Origin of the sequence: Streptomyces flavotricini (assembly GCF_020639365.1) — a bacterium.
GTDB classification, from domain to species: Bacteria; Actinomycetota; Actinomycetes; order Streptomycetales; family Streptomycetaceae; genus Streptomyces; species Streptomyces flavotricini.
The window spans coordinates 3041878-3058714 of the sequence record NZ_JAINUL010000001.1 but is presented as its reverse complement, the minus strand read 5'-3'; the positions used below and the strand labels follow the sequence as shown (position 1 = coordinate 3058714).

Genomic DNA, 16837 nt, shown 5'->3' with positions numbered 1-16837 from the left:
CCCCCGGGGCCCGCACCGTGACCGCTCCCGCTCCCGCCGTCAGTCGACGGCGACCGCCACCGGGGTCGCGGCGTCGCCAGCGCCGGCGGGCGCGCTCGTGCGCGCGCTGCGCAGCGTCAGCGCCGTGTAGACCAGGCCGCCGGCCAGGCCGGAGAGGACGAAGGAGCAGTCCACGCCACCGGTCAGGGCGAGCAGCGGGCCCTCGTAGAAGGGGGTGGTCACCGCGAGCAGGCCGACTCCGGCGCCGACGGCCCAGGAGACGGTGGCGGCCACGTTCCAGCCGGCGCGGTACCAGTAGATCCCGCCCACCGAGCGGCGGTTGAAGACCTGGAGGGCGTCGGCGTCGTACTGCCCGCGGCAGCGGACGTAGCCGATGAGGGTGATCACGGCCCACGGGGTGCCGATCGCGGTCAGCAGCAGGACGAAGGAGGTCATCGCGGACTGCACGTCCCACTCGAAGGAGCCGACGAAGACGAACGCGGTCGCCACGGCGGCCGCGACCAGCGTGGCCTTGGCGCGGGTGGCCCTGGGCACGATGGCGTCGAGGTCGAGGCCCATGGAGTAGAGCATCAGCCCGGCGTTGCCCACCGAGCCGGCCGCGGCGGCGGCGAGCAGCGGGAGCAGGTACCAGGAGGGGGCGGCCTCGACGAGGGGTCCGGCGTACTCGGCGCCGGCCTTGGCGGCGAGCGCGGTGTAGGTCCCGAACAGCTGCGGGACCAGCAGGCCGATCAGCAGGCCGAGTGACGTGGACCAGAACACCTTGCGGGAACCGTGCGCGCGGGGGGAGATGTAGCGGGTGTAGTCGCCGAGGAGGGTGATGAAGGCGACGGGCCCGCTGAGCCCGGCGGCGACGGCGGCCAGCAGCCAGGTCGGCCAGAAGGAGCCGAGCAGGTACGAGGTCTGCGGCGGGGCGGCGGTGGTGAAATCGGGGGCGTAGGCGAAGACGCCGACGGCGAGCAGGATCACCATGCCGATGGAGAGCACCTTGCTCATGCGCAGCAGCAGCCGGTAGCCGAAGACGGCCCCGACGACGGTACAGGCGGCCAGTACCCCGTACATCACGGCCCGCGAGACGCCGGTGTCCGGCAGCCCGGTCAGCCGGGACAGGACGCCGACCATGACGTCGCCGCCGATCCACAGGGTGAGGGCGGTGTAGCCGAGGGCGAGCAGCAGGCCGACGACCGAGCCGACGAGTCGGCCGCGTACGCCGAACTGGGCGCCGCTGGACGTGGAGAGGTTGGTCGCCGTGCGCAGGGACACCAGTGCCAGCGGCGCGGTGAAGGCGATGCCGACCAGCGTGCCGGTCACGATGGCGGTGACCGAGGGCCACAGACCCAGTCCGAAGGACGGGGGCAGCCAGCCGAACACGATCACACCGAGGCAGAGGTTGGAGCCGAGCAGGATCGAGATCAGGTCACGGGGACCGCTCGTCCGCTCCTCCTCGGGGATGGTGTCGACTCCGCGCTGTTCTATGGGCATGGGGGGACTCCCTTGGCAGGGCGGGGGGTGGTTCGCATTTGTTTGAGCGACACTCAATGTGACCTAAGGCCTGGTCCTAGGTCAATGCTTCATTGCCGGGAACTGAAGAGTTAGAGTGATGCTCTAACCCATCGACTCAAAAGGTGGTGGATCGGCGTGCGGCTGACCCCTACGGAGCGCGACCGGCTGCTGCTGCGCAGCGCGGCGGAACTGGCCAGGGCCCGGCGGGCCCGCGGACTCAAGCTCAACGTCCCGGAGGCCACCGCGCTCATCGCGGACACGGTCTGCGAGGCCGCGCGCGACGGCAAGCGGCTCGCGGAGGCCATCGAGGAGGCGCGCAGCGTGCTGGGCCCGGCCGACGTGCTGCCGGGCGTCTCCGACGTGGTCACCGAGGTGCACGTGGAGGCCGTCTTCGACGACGGCTCCCGCCTCGCGGTGGTCTCGGCCCCGATCCGGGGCGCGGTGCCGCTCGGTGAGAACGCCCCGGGCGCGGTCGTACCGGGCCCCGGCGCCCCCCAGCCGGAGCCGGTGCTGCACCTGCACGTGCGCAACACGGCCTCCGTGCCGGTGAGCGTCACCTCCCACTTCCACTTCTTCGAGGCGAACCCCCGCCTCGACTTCGACCGCGCCGCTGCCTACGGCATGCGGCTGTGCGTGCCCGCGGGCTCCTCCGTGCGGTTCGACCCGCACGGCGAGGCCGAGATCGGCCTCGTCCCCATCGGCGGCGACCGCATCGCGATCGGCTTCGCGGGACTGGTCGACGGCCCCCTGGACGCCCCGGGGGCCAAAGGCGAGGCCCTGCGCCGAGCCGCGGCCTGCGGCTACCTGGGCACCGGAACCGGCGACGCGGCAGAGGGAGAGCAGGCGTGAGCAAGCAGACCAGGCACAGTGACCACTGTGCGCCGGGCAGTCGGCACATCGACCCCCACGAGTACGCCTCCGTCTTCGGCCCCCGCGCCGGCGACCGGGTCCGGCTCGGGGACTCCGGACTCACCGTCCGGGTCGAGTACGACGCCCAGAAGCCCGGCGACGAGTTCCTGGCCGGCTTCGGCAAGACCGCCCGCGACGGACTGCACCTGAAGGCCGCCGCCGTCCGCGAGACCTGCGACGTCGTCATCAGCAACGTGCTGGTCATCGACGCCGTCCTCGGCATCCGCAAGGTCTCCGTCGGCATCCGCGAGGGCCGGATCCACGCGATCGGCCGGGCCGGCAACCCCGACACCCTCGACGGGGTGGACGTGGTCGTCGGCACCGGCACGAGCATCGTCTCCGGCGAGGGCCTGATCGCCACCGCCGGCGCCGTCGACACCCATGTCCACCTGCTGTCCCCGCGCGTCATGGAGGCCTCGCTCGCCGCGGGCGTCACCACGATCATCGGCCAGGAGTTCGGTCCGGTCTGGGGCGTCGGCGTCAACTCCCCGTGGGCCCTCAAGCACGCCTTCAACGCCTTCGACGCCTGGCCGGTCAACATCGGCTTCCTGGCCCGCGGCTCGTCCTCGGACGCCGCGCCCCTGATCGAGGCCCTGGCCGAGGGCGGTGCCTCCGGCTTCAAGGTGCACGAGGACATGGGCGCGCACACCCGGGCCCTGGACACCGCGCTGCGGGTGGCCGAGGAGCACGACGTCCAGGTCGCCCTGCACAGCGACGGCCTCAACGAGTGCCTGTCCGTGGAGGACACCCTGCGCGTCCTGGACGGCCGCACCATCCACGCCTTCCACATCGAGGGGTGCGGCGGCGGCCACGTGCCCAACGTGCTCAAGATGGCGGGCGTGCCGAACGTCATCGGCTCCTCCACCAACCCCACCCTGCCCTTCGGCCGGGACGCGGTCGCCGAGCACTACGGCATGATCGTCTCCGTCCACGACCTCAAGCCGGACCTCCCCGGCGACGCAGCCATGGCCCGCGACCGGATCCGCGCGGGCACCATGGGCGCCGAGGACGTCCTGCACGACCTGGGCGCGATCGGCATCACCTCCTCCGACGCCCAGGGCATGGGCCGCGCCGGCGAGACCATCCGCCGCACGTTCGCCATGGCCGCCAAGATGAAGGGCGAGCTCGGCCCGCTCGAAGGCGACGGCGAGGGCGACGACAACGCCCGCGTCCTGCGCTACATGGCCAAGCTGACCATCAACCCGGCCATCGCCCACGGCCTGGCCCACGAGATCGGCTCCATCGAGGTCGGCAAACTCGCCGACATCGTGCTGTGGCGCCCCCAGTTCTTCGGCGCCAAGCCGCAGCTGGTCCTCAAGTCCGGTTTCCCCGCGTACGGGGTCACCGGCGATCCCAACGCGGCCACCGACACCTGCGAACCACTGGTCCTCGGGCCGCAGTTCGGCTCGTACGGGGCCACCGCCGCCGACATCTCCGTCGCCTTCGTCTCCGCCGCGGCCGCCACCCTCGGCAGCGACGAGATGCCGACCCGCCGCCGCCGCGTCGCCGTCCGCGGCACCCGCGGCATCGGCCCCGGGAACCTCCTCCTCAACTCCCGGGTGGGCGCGGTCGATGTGGACGCGCGCAGCGGTCTGGTCACCCTCGACGGCGACCCGCTGCGCTCCGAAGCGGCCGACTCGGTCTCCCTCAACCGCCTCTACTTCTTGTAACGCCCGTACCCCCCGTACGGCGCAAGGCCCTTAAGGAGCCCTGCCATGACTGCAAAGCCCACGGACCACGGCTTCAAGATGCCCGCCGAGTGGACGCCCCACGAGCGCACCTGGATGGCCTGGCCCAGCCCCAACCCGACCTTCACCAACGCGCAGGAGCTCGCCGAGGCCCGCGAGGCCTGGGGCGCCGTCGCCCGCGCGGTGCGCACCTACGAGCCCGTGACCCTGGTCGTCTCGCCCGGCGACGCCGAGAGCGCCCGGGCGGTCGTCGGCGAGGACGTGCAGCTGGTGGAGCGTGAGCTCGACGACGCCTGGATGCGCGACATCGGTCCGACCTTCGTGACGAACGAGGCGGGCGAGCTCGCCGCCGTGGACTGGACCTTCAACGGCTGGGGCGCCCAGGAGTGGGCCCGCTGGGAGCACGACTCCAAGGTCGCCCGGCACGTCTCGGACCTGGCCGGCACCCGTACGTACAGCACCCCGCTGGTCAACGAGGGCGGCGCGATCCACGTGGACGGCGAGGGCACCGTGCTCCTCACCGACACCGTGCAGCTGGGCGCCGGCCGCAACCCCGGGTGGACCCGCCAGCAGGTCGAGGAGGAGATCCACGCCCACCTCGGCACCACCAAGGCGATCTGGCTGCCGTACGGCCTGGCCGGGGACTACGGCACCTACGGCACCCAGGGCCACGTGGACATCGTGGCCGCCTTCGCCCGCCCCGGCGTGGTGATGGTCCACACCCAGCCCGACCCGGCCCACCCGGACCACGAGCGCTGCAAGACCATCGCCGCGATCCTGCGGGCGTCCACCGACGCGCGGGGCCGGCAGCTGGAGGTCGTGGAGATCCCGGCGCCGACGGTGCTGGAGGAGGACGGGGAGTGGGTGGACTACTCCTACATCAACCACTACCTGTGCAACGGCGGCGTCGTGCTGTGCTCCTTCGACGACCCGCGCGACGAGGAGGCGGCCGAGATCTTCCGCGGCCTGTTCCCCGAGCGGACCGTGACGCTGGTCGACGCACGTACGATTTTCGCCGGGGGTGGCGGCATCCACTGCATCACCCAGCAGCAGCCGAAGGTCTGACCTGCGGCGGATCGACGAAGGAGTGGCCCATGGCGGCGGGTGGAGTACGTGCGGTGCGGAAGAACGCGCCGCCGCGCGAGGACGTACTCGTCGCCGCCATGGCCACGATCGCCGAGCGCGGCCTGGAGGGCCTGACCATGGCCGGGCTCGGCCGTCAGGTCGGCATGAGCAGCGGCCACCTCCTCTACTACTTCGGCAGCAAGGACGAGCTCCTGCTGCAGACGCTGGAGTGGAGCGAGGCGGCCCTGGGCACCCGGCGCCGGGCCCTGCTGGCCCGCAGCGGCTCGGCGCGCGAGCGGCTCCAGGCGTACGTGGACCTGTACGTGCCCGAGGAGGCCCGCGATCCGCACTGGACCCTGTGGCTGGAGGTCTGGAACCGCTCGCAGAACGCCGGCCCGCAGGAACGCGAGCGCCAGGCCTCCATCGAGGGCGCCTGGCACCGCGACCTGGTGGCCCTGCTCGCCGAGGGCATCTCGCGCGGGGAGTTCCGGCCCGTGGATCCCGACCGCTTCGGCGCCCGGCTGCGGGCCCTGCTCGACGGGTTCAGCATCCAGGTCGCCGTCGGCCTGCCCGGGATGGGACGGGCGGACATCCTGGCCCACGTCTCGGAATTCCTCGACGAGGCTCTCGTATCGTGAGACGCACTGCTCTTGCGCTGAGACGGTATGACACACTGCGGACGTGCCTGCTCAGCTCATGATTATGGACAGCAGCGCGCCGGTCCGCAGTGGCCGCTGAACCGCGGAAGAACTTCGCGGAAGCGGCCGCAGTGCCCCAGACCCGCGCGCAGACCTCTCGCACCCGCGAGGGGTCTTTTCGTTTCCCGGCTCCATTCCTGCCGGGAGCGGGCCGCGCGCGATGATGGGGGCAGTGGCGGCAGCCTGCCCTCGGGCGGGTATCCGGAACCACTCATCCGACAGGAGTCAGATCAGCATGACGACGACAGAGGCGACAGGGCCGGCGGCTCACGACCCCGCCGCCGACGCGGACGGCTTCCACGTCTTCGACACCACCCTGCGCGACGGCGCCCAGCGTGAGGGCATCAACCTCACCGTCGCCGACAAGCTGGCGATCGCCCGGCACCTGGACGACTTCGGAGTGGGCTTCATCGAGGGTGGCTGGCCGGGCGCCAACCCCCGCGACACCGAGTTCTTCGCCCGCGCCCGCGCCGAGATCGACTTCAAGCACGCCAAGCTGGTCGCCTTCGGCGCCACCCGGCGGGCGGGCGGCTCGGCCGCCGAGGACCCGCAGGTACGGGCGCTGCTGGAGTCGGGCGCCCCGGTGATCACCCTGGTCGCCAAGTCCCACGACCGGCACGTCGAGCTCGCCCTGCGCACCACGCTCGACGAGAACCTGGAGATGGTCCGGGACACCGTCTCCCACCTGGTCGCCCAGGGCCGCCGCGTCTTCGTCGACTGCGAGCACTTCTTCGACGGATACCGGGCCAACGCCGAGTACGCGAAGTCGGTCGTGCGCGCCGCCCACGAGGCCGGCGCCGACGTCGTCATCCTCTGCGACACCAACGGCGGCATGCTGCCCGCCCAGGTGACCGCGGTCGTCGCGACCGTGCTCGCCGACACCGGCGCCCGCCTGGGCATCCACGCGCAGGACGACACCGGCTGCGCCGTCGCCAACACCCTGGCCGCCGTCGACGCGGGTGCCACGCACGTGCAGTGCACCGCGAACGGCTACGGCGAGCGCGTCGGCAACGCCAACCTCTTCCCGGTCGTCGCCGCGCTGGAGATCAAGTACGGGCGCCGGGTCCTCCCCGAGGGCGCGCTCGCCGAGATGACCCGCATCTCGCACGCCATCGCCGAGGTCGTCAATCTGACGCCGTCCACGCACCAGCCCTACGTCGGCGTCTCCGCCTTCGCGCACAAGGCGGGCCTGCACGCCTCGGCCATCAAGGTCGACCCGGACCTCTACCAGCACATCGACCCCGAGCGCGTCGGCAACACGATGCGGATGCTGGTCTCCGACATGGCCGGCCGTGCCTCCATCGAGCTCAAGGGCAAGGAGCTCGGCGTCGACCTCGGCGGGGACCGCGCGCTGATCTCGCGGGTGGTCGAGCGGGTCAAGGAGCGGGAGCTCCAGGGCTACACGTACGAGGCCGCCGACGCCTCCTTCGAGCTGCTGCTGCGCGCCGAGGTCGAGGGCCGCGCCCGCAAGTACTTCCGTACGGAGTCCTGGCGGGCCATCGTCGAGGACCGCCCCGACGGCACCCACGCCAACGAGGCCACGGTGAAGCTGTGGGCCAAGGGCGAGCGGATCGTCGCGACGGCCGAGGGCAACGGCCCGGTCAACGCCCTGGACCGGGCGCTGCGGGTGGCCCTGGAGCGCTTCTACCCCCAGCTGGCCAAGTTCGAGCTGGTGGACTACAAGGTCCGCATCCTGGAGGGCAAGCACGGCACGGAGTCCACGACGCGCGTCCTGATCGCCACGACGGACGGCACCCGCGAGTGGTCGACGGTGGGCGTCGCCCCGAACGTGATCGCCGCGTCCTGGCAGGCCCTGGAGGACGCCTTCACGTACGGCCTCCTGCACGTGGGCGTCGAACCCGCCGAGTAGCGGGCGAGCCCCCCCGCCGCCCCGTGCCCTCGTGGCCGGGGCGGTGGGGTTTATGTCCAGCTCACACAGGAAAGTGCCGGTTCCGGTAGCGTCTGGAGCATGAGGACCAGGCTGATATCCGTACGACCCGGCCGGCTGCTGGCCGCTCTGCTGCTGGCCCTGTCCGCGACCGCCCTCGTGGCCGCCCCGCAGGCATCGGCGGCCACCGGGCCCGCCGCCGTGGCGGAGGCCCTCAAGCAGGGCCCGGTCTATGTGGACCCCCGCGCCGCGGCGCAGCTGCCGAAGGACCAGGCGGACGCGCTCGCGAAGAAGATCAAGGACGCCGGGAAGCCGGTGTTCGTCGCCGTGCTGCCGGCCGGCGCCGAGTTCCCCGCCGACAGCGTGCTGCGTACGGTCCGGACCGAGACCGGCATCACCGGGCTCTACGCGATCCGGCTCGGCGACGGATTCAACGCCGGCGCCGACCGGGCGGTCATGCCCCCGGGCGCCGTCCGCAATCTGACGGACGCCGTGAAGGCCGGCGGGCCGGTGGACGCCGGCACGGAGCTGAACAACTTCGTGGACCAGGCGCTGACGCAGGTCAAGGGCAGGGCCCCGGCCTCCTGGGGTGACACCGGTGCCGACGGCGGCGCCCCGGTCGGCGGTCTGGTCGCCCTCGGCGCGGTGGCCGTGATCGGCGGCGGCGGTGCGTACGCGCTGGTGCGCCGGAACCGGAAGAGGAAGGAAGAGGCGGAGCGCGAGGCCATCGAGAAGCTGCGCGTGGTCGTGGACGAGGACATCACGGCCTTCGGCGAGGAGCTCGACCGGCTGGACTTCCACCCCGGTGAGCCCGGCGCGGACGACGCCATGCGGGCGGACTACGAGAAGGGCCTCGACTCGTACGAGAAGGCCAAGGACATCATGGCCTCCGTGCAGCACCCCGACGAGGTCAGGGGAGTCACCCAGGCGCTGGAGGACGGCCGGTTCGCGCTGGCCAGCCTCGACGCGCGCCGTCAGGGCAGGCCGCTGCCGGAGCGCCGCTCGCCCTGCTTCTTCGACCCGCGGCACGGTCCGAGCACGGAGGACGCCGCGTGGTCGCCGGCCGACGGGGCGGTGCGTACCGTCCCCGTGTGCGCGGCGGACGCCGTCCGGCTGCGTGACGGCGAGGACCCGATGGTCCGTACGGTCGCCACCGAGTACGGGCCGCGTCCGTACTACGACGCGGGCCCGGCGTACGGCCCCTGGGCGGGCGGGTACTTCGGCGGCGGCATCCTGCCCGGCCTGCTCGTGGGCACGATGCTCGGTTCGATGATGTCGAGCCCCGCCTACGCCTCCGACATGGGCGGCTACGACGGCGGGGACTACTCCGGCGCCGACTTCAACTCCTCCGACTTCGGGGGAGGGGACTTCGGCGGCGGCGGTGGGTTCGACGGTGGCGGCGGGTTCGACGGCGGGGGCGGCTTCTAGGGGTGTCACCCCGCGGCTCCGCCCCCGGGACCCGGCGGCGTCAGGCGGTTCAGGCCTGCTTGATGGCCGAGATGTCGAAGGTCAGCTTCACCTTGTCGCTGACCATGACGCCGCCGGCTTCCAGCGCGGCGTTCCACGTCAGGCCCCAGTCGGAGCGCAGGATCTCGGCGGAGCCCTCGAAGCCGACGCGCTCGTTGCCGTAGACGTCGGTGGCCGAGCCGTTGAACTCCAGGTCGATGGAGAGCGGGCGGGTGACGTCCTTGATCGTCAGCTCGCCGGTGATGCGGTAGGCGTCGCCGCCGAGCTGGGCCGCCTCCGTGGAACGGAAGGTCATCAGCGGGAAGGCCTCGGCGTCGAAGAAGTCGCCGCCGCGCAGGTGGCCGTCGCGGTCGGCGATGCCGGTGTCCACGGAGGCGATCTTCACCTCGATGGAGGCGGCGGAGCGGGCCGGGTCGGCGCCGTCGAGCTGCAGGGTGCCGGAGTAGTCGGTGAAGCTGCCGCGGACGTTGGTCACCATGGCGTGGCGGACGGTGAAGCCGATGCTGCTGTGGGCGGCGTCGATGACGTAGTCGCCGGTGAGGGCGGCGAGGGCCGGGTCCACGTCGAGGGTGGCGACGGTGGTGGCCGTGGTGTCCTGGCTGCGGCGGTTGAAGAGACCCATGACGTGCTCCCTGGTGCTGGTGGGGCTGCTGCCCCTGCTTGGTTGAACTTTCAACGAGAACGACGCTAGACCTATTCCGTTCAAATTTCAACATCTCGGGGCGGTGTGTCACCGTTTTGTGGGACCCCCACAAAGGAGAGGGGTCCGGCCTGGTGGTGTCCGCGCATCACGTGGCGGTTCTGTTTGGCCCGGACAGCGGAACACTTCCGAGACTGTGTGGAATCAACGGAGGTTTTTCTTCGACCGCTTCGTAAGGTCGATACATGACCGTTGTGGACCAGACTCCGAGCGAGCCGACGGACGCCCGCGGGCGCGTGGCCGAGCTGCATTCCCTGCGAGAGCAGGCGCGGCGTGGACCCAGTGACCGGGCGACCGAGGCGCAGCACGCCAAGGGCAAGCTGACCGCGCGCGAGCGCATCGCGCTGTTGCTCGACGAGGGTTCCTTCAAGGAGGTCGAGCAGCTGCGCCGCCACCGCGCGACCGGCTTCGGCCTCGAGGGCAAGAAGCCGTACACCGACGGTGTCATCACCGGCTGGGGCACGGTCGAGGGCCGCACGGTCTTCGTCTACGCGCACGATTTCCGCATCTTCGGCGGCGCGCTGGGCGAGGCCCACGCCACGAAGATCCACAAGATCATGGACATGGCCATCGCGGCCGGTGCCCCGCTGGTCTCCCTGAACGACGGCGCCGGCGCCCGTATCCAGGAGGGCGTCTCCGCCCTCGCCGGCTACGGCGGCATCTTCCAGCGCAACACCAGGGCCTCGGGCGTCATCCCGCAGATCTCGGTCATGCTGGGCCCGTGCGCCGGTGGCGCCGCGTACTCCCCGGCCCTGACGGACTTCGTCTTCATGGTCCGCGAGACCTCGCAGATGTTCATCACCGGCCCCGACGTCGTCCGCGCCGTCACCGGTGAGGAGATCTCCCAGAACGGCCTCGGCGGCGCGGACGTGCACGCCGAGACCTCCGGCGTCGCGCACTTCGCGTACGACGACGAGGAGACCTGCATCTCCGAGGTGCGCTACCTCATCTCGATGCTGCCCTCCAACAACCGGGAGAACCCGCCGGTCCACGAGACGTCCGACCCCGCCGACCGGCGTTCGGACGTCCTGCTGGACCTGGTCCCCGCGGACGGCAACCGCCCGTACGACATGCACAAGGTGATCGAGGAGCTCGTCGACGAAGGCGACTTCCTGGAGATCCACGAGCGCTGGGCCCGCAACATCATCTGCGCCCTGGCCCGCCTCGACGGACAGGTCGTCGGCATCGTCGCCAACCAGCCCGCCCACCTGGCCGGTGTTCTGGACATCGAGGCCTCCGAGAAGGCCGCGCGCTTCGTCCAGATGTGCGACGCCTTCAACATCCCGATCATCACGCTGCTGGACGTCCCCGGCTTCCTGCCGGGTGTCGACCAGGAGCACGGCGGCATCATCCGCCACGGCGCCAAGCTGCTGTACGCGTACTGCAACGCCACCGTCCCGCGGATCTCGCTGATCCTGCGCAAGGCCTACGGCGGCGCGTACATCGTCATGGACTCGCAGTCCATCGGCGCGGACATCACGTACGCCTGGCCGACGAACGAGATCGCGGTCATGGGTGCCGAGGGCGCGGCCAACGTCATCTTCCGCAAGCAGATCGCGGAGGCCGAGGACCCCGAGGCGATGCGCGCGCGCATGGTCAAGGAGTACAAGGCCGAGCTGATGCACCCGTACTACGCGGCCGAGCGCGGTCTCGTCGACGACGTCATCGACCCGGCCGAGACCCGCGAAACCCTGATCAGCTCGCTGGCGATGCTCCGCAGCAAGCACGCCGACCTGCCGTCCCGCAAGCACGGCAACCCGCCGCAGTAGAGCGAAGGAGACCTGCCACCCATGTCCAAGACCGCCGACACCCTGCTGCGCGTCGAAAAGGGCAACGCCGCCCCCGAGGAGCTGGCCGCGATCACCGCGATCCTGCTGGCCCGCGCCGCATCCGCCCCCGAGGGCCGTCCGGTGCACCGGATCGGCTCCCAGGCCCGCTGGCGGCGTCTGGAGCGCACCCCCGGCTTCCGCGCCCCGCACAGCTGGCAGGGCTAGTCCTCACCGGATCTTCCCGGAGCAGACCGAAAGGCCCCCGCACTCCTCGGAGTGCGGGGGCCTTTCGCATGCTTGCCGTGGTGCCTACCGCAGGCGGGCCATGAGGGCGTGCTCGACCAGGGTGATGAGCGCGCTCTTGGCGTCCGCCCTGTGGCGGGCGTCGGTCGTGATGATCGGGGCGTCCGGGCCGATCTGCAGGGCCTCGCGGACCTCCTCCGGCGTGTACGGCTGGTGGCCGTCGAAGCCGTTGAGGGCGATGACGAACGGCAGGCCGCTGTTCTCGAAGTAGTCCACGGCCGGGAAGCAGTCCGCCAGGCGGCGCGTGTCGACGAGGACGACGGCGCCGATGGCGCCGCGGACGAGGTCGTCCCACATGAACCAGAAGCGGTCCTGTCCGGGGGTGCCGAACAGGTACAGGATGAGGTCCTGGTCCAGGGTGATGCGGCCGAAGTCCATGGCGACCGTGGTGGTCGTCTTGTCCCCGGTGTGGGTCAGATCGTCGATGCCGGCCGACGCGGACGTCATCACGGCTTCGGTGCGCAGCGGGTTGATCTCGGAGACCGCGCCGACGAACGTGGTCTTGCCCACGCCGAAGCCGCCCGCCACCACGATCTTCGCGGAGGTGGTGGAGCGAGCCGCTCCGCCGTTAGAGCTTGCGAAGTCCACTGAGCACCCTTTCGAGCAGTGTCACATCTGGCTGGCCGCCGGCAGACTCGTCGCCGCCGGGCTGGTGAATGGCGACAAGGCCCGCCTCCGCCAGGTCGGCGACGAGGATGCGGGCGACACCAAGAGGAATGGAGAGGAGTGCCGAGATCTCCGCGACGGATTTGATCTCCTGGCACAGGCGGCAGATGCGCTGGTGCTCGGGCAACTGCCCTTGCAACCGCGCGGGATCCGCCGTGGTACTGACCAGCGCCTCGATGGCGAGCTGGTAGCGCGGCCGGGTACGGCCGCCGGTCATCGCGTACGGGCGCACCAGCGGGTTGTGCGCCTTGGGGGCCTGCTGCTGCTGACCCCGGAGGGGCTGCTGCGAGGGCCGGTGGGGCGGCTGGGCCTGCTGGGGCTGACCGTACGGCTGCTGCTGGTAGGGATTGTGCTCCGGAACCTGCCGGCTGGGAGCGGAGGGGAAGTTGAAGCGGTTCTGGTCGTGCTGCCCACCCTGCGGCTGCTGCGCGCCGCCATAAGGATGTCCTCCGGGTGTTGTCACGTTTCCTCCTCCGACTCCAAGAACGCAGTACTCCCTGTGTAACCGCGCCACCGCACCCTATGGTGCGATGACGCGAAACGCACTGCCTGTCTGCTAGTTGAGAAGACTTCCCTGCAGCTCCGAACGCAGTTCCGGGGTGAGAACACTGCCTGCTCGGTCCACGAGGAGGGCCATCTCGTAGCCCACGAGGCCGATGTCGCACTCGGGGTGCGCGAGCACCGCGAGGGACGATCCATCGGACACGGACATGAGGAAAAGGAACCCGCGGTCCATCTCCACAACGGTCTGGTTGACGGCGCCGCCCTCGAAGATGCGGGAGGCTCCAGCGGTCAGCGACGTCAGACCGGAGGCCACGGCCGCCAGCTGATCGGCGCGGTCGCGCGGGAATCCGTCGGACATCGCCAGAAGAAGGCCGTCGGCGGAGACCACCACCGTGTGGGACACCCCGGGGGTGTTGTCCACGAAGTTGGTGATCAACCAGTTCAGGTTCTGTGCCGCCTGGCTCATCGGGCTCACACTAACGCTCCTGGTCATAGCTGTTACTTGACTGCTCAGAACCCGCGCTGCGTCCCTGCTGGACACCGCGCCGCAGGTTGCTCAACCTGCCGCGGACGTCCTCCGGTGCGCGGGAGACCTGGGGGCCGCCCTGCGGGGTCGTCTCCGCCGCGCCCTCGACCAGGTTGGCCTTGGGTACGCGCCGAGGGAGACCGGACGGGGTGATCCCGCCCGCCTTCGGCTCACGGAGTTTGGAGGCCTGCTGCCAGCGCTCGTCGTTGTTCGAGCGCCAGTCGGTGCCGCCGTCAGTACCCTCCGGGGCCTGCTCCGGGGCGGCGGGCTGCTGCTGTCGCTGCGGCCGCTGCTCGAAGAGGGATCCGGTGGACTCCGCTTCCTTCTGTGCCGGCTGCCACTGCTGCTGGCTGCCGCGGCGCGGCAGGCCCGCTCCGGTCACTGCGTGGCCGGTGTCGGCAGCGGCGCCCGGACGGTCGAAGCCTACGCGGTCCGGGGCGGGTTCGGGAGCGGCCGGGGGTTCCGATTCGGTCCCGTATCCCTGCTGGTAGCCACCCGAATAGGTGTTCTGCTCGGGCCACTCCGCCTGCGGGGACTGGGATGCGTAGCCGCCGTCGTACGCCGGGGCGTCCTGCTGGCGGTCCTGGTATCCGGCTTCCGCATAACCGTAGTCCTGCTGCGGGTACGCCTCGTAGCCCTGCTGGGCCGACTGAGCCTGCCGGGAGTCGTACGAGGTGTCGTAACCCTGTTCGGGCTGCTGCTCGTAACCCTGGTACGGCTGGTACCCGTGCTCCGGCTGGGGTTCCGCATACTCCTGCTCGGCGAACTCGCCCTGCTGCTCCTGCCCGTAGCCCACCTGGGCCTCGAGCGCGGCCCGGCGCTCCTGCTGGGCCAGGGAGCGGCCGACCGGGTCCAGCCCGGTGCCGTCGCCCTGCTCCTCGGCGCCTCCGGCCTCGTAGCGGGAGTCGTCGAAGCCCAGCTCGGCGGCCGTACGCATCGGGACGGCCTGCTGCGACTGCTGCTGCGGGATCATCGACGACACCGTGAAGTCGTCGTCCGGGATCCCCTCGCCACCACCACCATGGGTGATCGCGTCCGGGAGCATGACCAGCGACGTGGTGCCGGCGGCCTCGCCCGAGGGGCGCAGCTGGACGCGGATGCTGTGGCGGTCCGCCAGCCGGCCGACCACGAACAGGCCCATGCGCTGGGAGATCGCGGCGTCCACGGTGGGCGGGTTCGCCAGCTTGTGGTTGATGTCCGCGAAGTCCTCGGCGGTGAGGCCGATGCCCTTGTCGTGGATCTCGACCATCACGCGGCCGTCGGGCAGACGCGTGGCGTTGACGCGGACCTTGGTCTGCGGGGAGGAGAACGTCGTGGCGTTCTCCAGGAGCTCGGCGAGGAGGTGCACGAGGTCGGTCACGGCCTGGCCGTGGATCTCGGCCTCGGAGACGCCCGAGAGCTCGATGCGCTCGTACTGCTCCACCTCGGAGGAGGCGGCGCGCAGGACGTCGACGAGGGGGACCGGCTGGTCCCAGCGGCGACCCGGTTCCTCACCCGCGAGGATGAGGAGGTTCTCGCCGTTGCGACGCATACGGGTGGCCAGGTGGTCCAGGCGGAAGAGGTTCTCCAGCTGGTCCGGGTCGGCCTCGTTGTTCTCCAGGTCGGTGATGAGGGTCAGCTGGCCCTCGATCAGCGACTGGTTGCGTATGGAGAGGTTCGTGAAGATCGCGTTGACGTTCCCTCGCAGGAGCGCCTGCTCGGCGGCGAGCCGGACCGCTTCCCGGTGGACCTGGTCGAAGGCGCGGGCGACCTCGCCGATCTCGTCCTGGGAGTTGATCGGGATCGGCGCGACACGGGTGTCGACCTTGCCCGGGTCGGTGCGCGAGAGCTGGTCGACGAGCATCGGCAGGCGCTGCTCGGCGACGTCGAAGGCGGCGGTGCGCAGACGGCGCATCGAGTTGCTCATCTGGCGGGCCATCATCGCGGCCAGGATGAAGGCGGCGAGCAGGGCCACGACCACGATGGCGCCGGTCCAGATGGCGTCGGTGCGGGCCTCGTCGGAGACGGCGACCGAGTCGGTCACGGCCTTGGCGAGGAGGTCCTTCTCGATCTCGGCGTAACCCTCGAACTTGGCGGTGGCGCCGGCCTGCCAGGCCTGGGGCGTGGTGCCGCCCGCGATGACCTTGTTCTTGGGCTCGCCGCTGGCGATCGCCTCGGTCATGCCGGTGAGGGCGGAGTTGTTGACGATCGGCGGCGCCTTGAAGGGGGTGCCGGCCTGCTCGGCCGCCCGCTTGGCCAGCGCGAGCTTCTCGGCGCCCTCCTGGGACTTCTTGCCCATGACGTCCTGGAGGCGCTTCACGTCCTCCTCGGTACCGGCCGCGACGTACTCGCCGATCGCGATGTCCTCGAGGTAGGCGTACGAGGAGAAGGCGACGAGCTGGGCCTTGCGGATGTCCTCGTTCTCGTTCGGGCGCACCAGCAGGTGGGTGCCGACCGAACGCTGGAGCGAGTTGGCGGCCTTGGCCAGCTCGACCGCGTAGACCATGCGTCCGTAGCTGGTGACGTTGCCGGTGCCCAGACCGAGTTCGTTGGAGAACGTCATGAGGTAGTGCTGGACCAGCACGTACCCCTCTTCGGTCGGGATCGGGCCGTTCGCGCTCGGCGGGTTCTTCTTCGCCGTCTCCTGCGCGGAGTACGCCGTCTGCCGGACGGCCGCGAGCTTGGGCTCCTCCTGGTGGAAGAGCTCCAGGCGGCGCGCCAGCCCCGAGTTCGAGGGGAGGTCCTTCGAGGCCTGGGCGAACTTCTCCTTGGCCGCGTCGGTGGCGGCGTACGCCTTCACGACGGCTTCGTTGCTCCGGTCGCCCCTGAGGAGGGGCTCGGCCGTGAGGTCGCGTTCGTTGAGGAGGGCCTGGCCGTATTCGGCCGCCGCCTGGACGATGCGGGCCGTCTTCTCGGCGTCCTTGGCCTCGTTCCAGCGGTCGACCGAGCCCTTCACCTGGAAGCCGCCCATCACCAGTCCGACGAGGACGGGGACGAGCAGGATGGCGTTCAGCTTGGTCGGCACGCGCCAGTTGCGGGGGGAGAACCTGCTGGTGCTGCCGCTCTTCGCCGGCGGGTCGACGGGTACGTCGACCGGCGACGTGCCCGCACGCTGCGGCGGGGTGAAGTTGCCGCGCGCGGGTTCATCCGCGGGGCTTGAGTTGCTTCGCCTCAC

Annotated in this window: 14 protein-coding genes; 8 read left to right on the top strand and 6 right to left on the bottom strand. The window is 71.0% G+C overall.

Annotated features, from left to right (window positions below; all coding sequences use genetic code 11):
* Window positions 1-39: 39 nt before the first annotated feature.
* Window positions 40-1479, bottom strand: coding sequence for a cytosine permease (locus K7B10_RS13550; protein ID WP_229336318.1), 1440 nt, complete (start codon window positions 1477-1479; stop codon window positions 40-42).
* Window positions 1480-1635: 156 nt separating this feature from the next.
* Between K7B10_RS13550 and ureA the strand changes: the two genes are divergently transcribed.
* From ureA to K7B10_RS13520, 6 genes are all read left to right on the top strand, one after another.
* Entirely contained in the window at window positions 1636-2349 is a 714-nt protein-coding gene (gene ureA, locus K7B10_RS13545; protein WP_229336317.1) for an urease subunit gamma, read from the top strand.
* Window positions 2346-4079: an urease subunit alpha gene (locus K7B10_RS13540; RefSeq protein ID WP_229336316.1), complete on the top strand. Its 1734-nt coding sequence runs from the start codon at window positions 2346-2348 to the stop codon at window positions 4077-4079. Before ureA ends, K7B10_RS13540 begins: the two co-directional genes overlap by 4 nt.
* A 45-nt stretch (window positions 4080-4124) precedes the next feature.
* Window positions 4125-5162: an agmatine deiminase family protein gene (locus tag K7B10_RS13535; protein ID WP_229336315.1), complete on the top strand. Its 1038-nt coding sequence runs from the start codon at window positions 4125-4127 to the stop codon at window positions 5160-5162.
* A 29-nt stretch (window positions 5163-5191) separates the two neighbouring features.
* The gene (locus K7B10_RS13530; protein ID WP_229336314.1) at window positions 5192-5800 is read left to right on the top strand and encodes a TetR/AcrR family transcriptional regulator; all 609 of its coding nucleotides are present in this window, start codon (window positions 5192-5194) and stop codon (window positions 5798-5800) included.
* A gap of 295 nt (window positions 5801-6095) precedes the next feature.
* On the top strand, window positions 6096-7730 hold the full coding sequence (gene cimA, locus K7B10_RS13525) for a citramalate synthase (RefSeq protein WP_229336313.1): 1635 nt from the start codon (window positions 6096-6098) through the stop codon (window positions 7728-7730).
* Window positions 7731-7829: 99 nt separating this feature from the next.
* On the top strand, window positions 7830-9176 hold the full coding sequence (locus K7B10_RS13520) for a hypothetical protein (RefSeq protein WP_229336312.1): 1347 nt from the start codon (window positions 7830-7832) through the stop codon (window positions 9174-9176).
* A 49-nt stretch (window positions 9177-9225) separates the two neighbouring features.
* Here K7B10_RS13520 and K7B10_RS13515 read toward each other — a convergent pair whose 3' ends face one another.
* A complete protein-coding gene (locus K7B10_RS13515) occupies window positions 9226-9837 on the bottom strand; it encodes a YceI family protein (RefSeq protein WP_229336311.1) in 612 nt (203 codons plus the stop codon).
* A gap of 263 nt (window positions 9838-10100) precedes the next feature.
* Between K7B10_RS13515 and K7B10_RS13510 the strand changes: the two genes are divergently transcribed.
* Together K7B10_RS13510 and K7B10_RS13505 are read left to right on the top strand one after the other, a co-directional pair.
* Entirely contained in the window at window positions 10101-11684 is a 1584-nt protein-coding gene (locus K7B10_RS13510) for an acyl-CoA carboxylase subunit beta (RefSeq protein ID WP_229336310.1), read from the top strand.
* Between the two features lie 21 nt (window positions 11685-11705).
* Window positions 11706-11909, top strand: a complete 204-nt coding sequence (locus K7B10_RS13505) for an acyl-CoA carboxylase subunit epsilon (RefSeq protein ID WP_132757013.1) — start codon at window positions 11706-11708, stop codon at window positions 11907-11909.
* A gap of 84 nt (window positions 11910-11993) precedes the next feature.
* Here K7B10_RS13505 and K7B10_RS13500 read toward each other — a convergent pair whose 3' ends face one another.
* The 4 genes from K7B10_RS13500 to K7B10_RS13485 form a co-directional block, all read right to left on the bottom strand.
* Window positions 11994-12575 carry a GTP-binding protein gene (locus K7B10_RS13500; RefSeq protein ID WP_037792108.1) on the bottom strand — a complete coding sequence of 194 codons (582 nt, stop codon included), beginning with the start codon at window positions 12573-12575 and terminating at the stop codon, window positions 11994-11996.
* The gene (locus K7B10_RS13495) at window positions 12556-13116 is read right to left on the bottom strand and encodes a DUF742 domain-containing protein (protein ID WP_030859953.1); all 561 of its coding nucleotides are present in this window, start codon (window positions 13114-13116) and stop codon (window positions 12556-12558) included. Before K7B10_RS13495 ends, K7B10_RS13500 begins: the two co-directional genes overlap by 20 nt.
* Before the next feature lie 93 nt (window positions 13117-13209).
* Entirely contained in the window at window positions 13210-13623 is a 414-nt protein-coding gene (locus K7B10_RS13490; RefSeq protein WP_008739857.1) for a roadblock/LC7 domain-containing protein, read from the bottom strand.
* Window positions 13624-13633: 10 nt separating this feature from the next.
* Complete coding sequence (locus K7B10_RS13485) at window positions 13634-16837, bottom strand: sensor histidine kinase (RefSeq protein WP_229336309.1); 3204 nt, start codon at window positions 16835-16837, stop codon at window positions 13634-13636.

Coding starts and splice junctions, on each gene's coding strand:
- K7B10_RS13510 (WP_229336310.1), top strand. CDS start 10,101: ATGACCGTTGTGGACCAGACTCCGAGCGAGCCGACGGACGCCCGCGGG.
- K7B10_RS13515 (WP_229336311.1), bottom strand. CDS start 9,837: ATGGGTCTCTTCAACCGCCGCAGCCAGGACACCACGGCCACCACCGTC.
- K7B10_RS13520 (WP_229336312.1), top strand. CDS start 7,830: ATGAGGACCAGGCTGATATCCGTACGACCCGGCCGGCTGCTGGCCGCT.
- K7B10_RS13505 (WP_132757013.1), top strand. CDS start 11,706: ATGTCCAAGACCGCCGACACCCTGCTGCGCGTCGAAAAGGGCAACGCC.
- K7B10_RS13535 (WP_229336315.1), top strand. CDS start 4,125: ATGACTGCAAAGCCCACGGACCACGGCTTCAAGATGCCCGCCGAGTGG.
- K7B10_RS13530 (WP_229336314.1), top strand. CDS start 5,192: ATGGCGGCGGGTGGAGTACGTGCGGTGCGGAAGAACGCGCCGCCGCGC.
- K7B10_RS13550 (WP_229336318.1), bottom strand. CDS start 1,479: ATGCCCATAGAACAGCGCGGAGTCGACACCATCCCCGAGGAGGAGCGG.
- cimA (WP_229336313.1), top strand. CDS start 6,096: ATGACGACGACAGAGGCGACAGGGCCGGCGGCTCACGACCCCGCCGCC.
- K7B10_RS13490 (WP_008739857.1), bottom strand. CDS start 13,623: ATGAGCCAGGCGGCACAGAACCTGAACTGGTTGATCACCAACTTCGTG.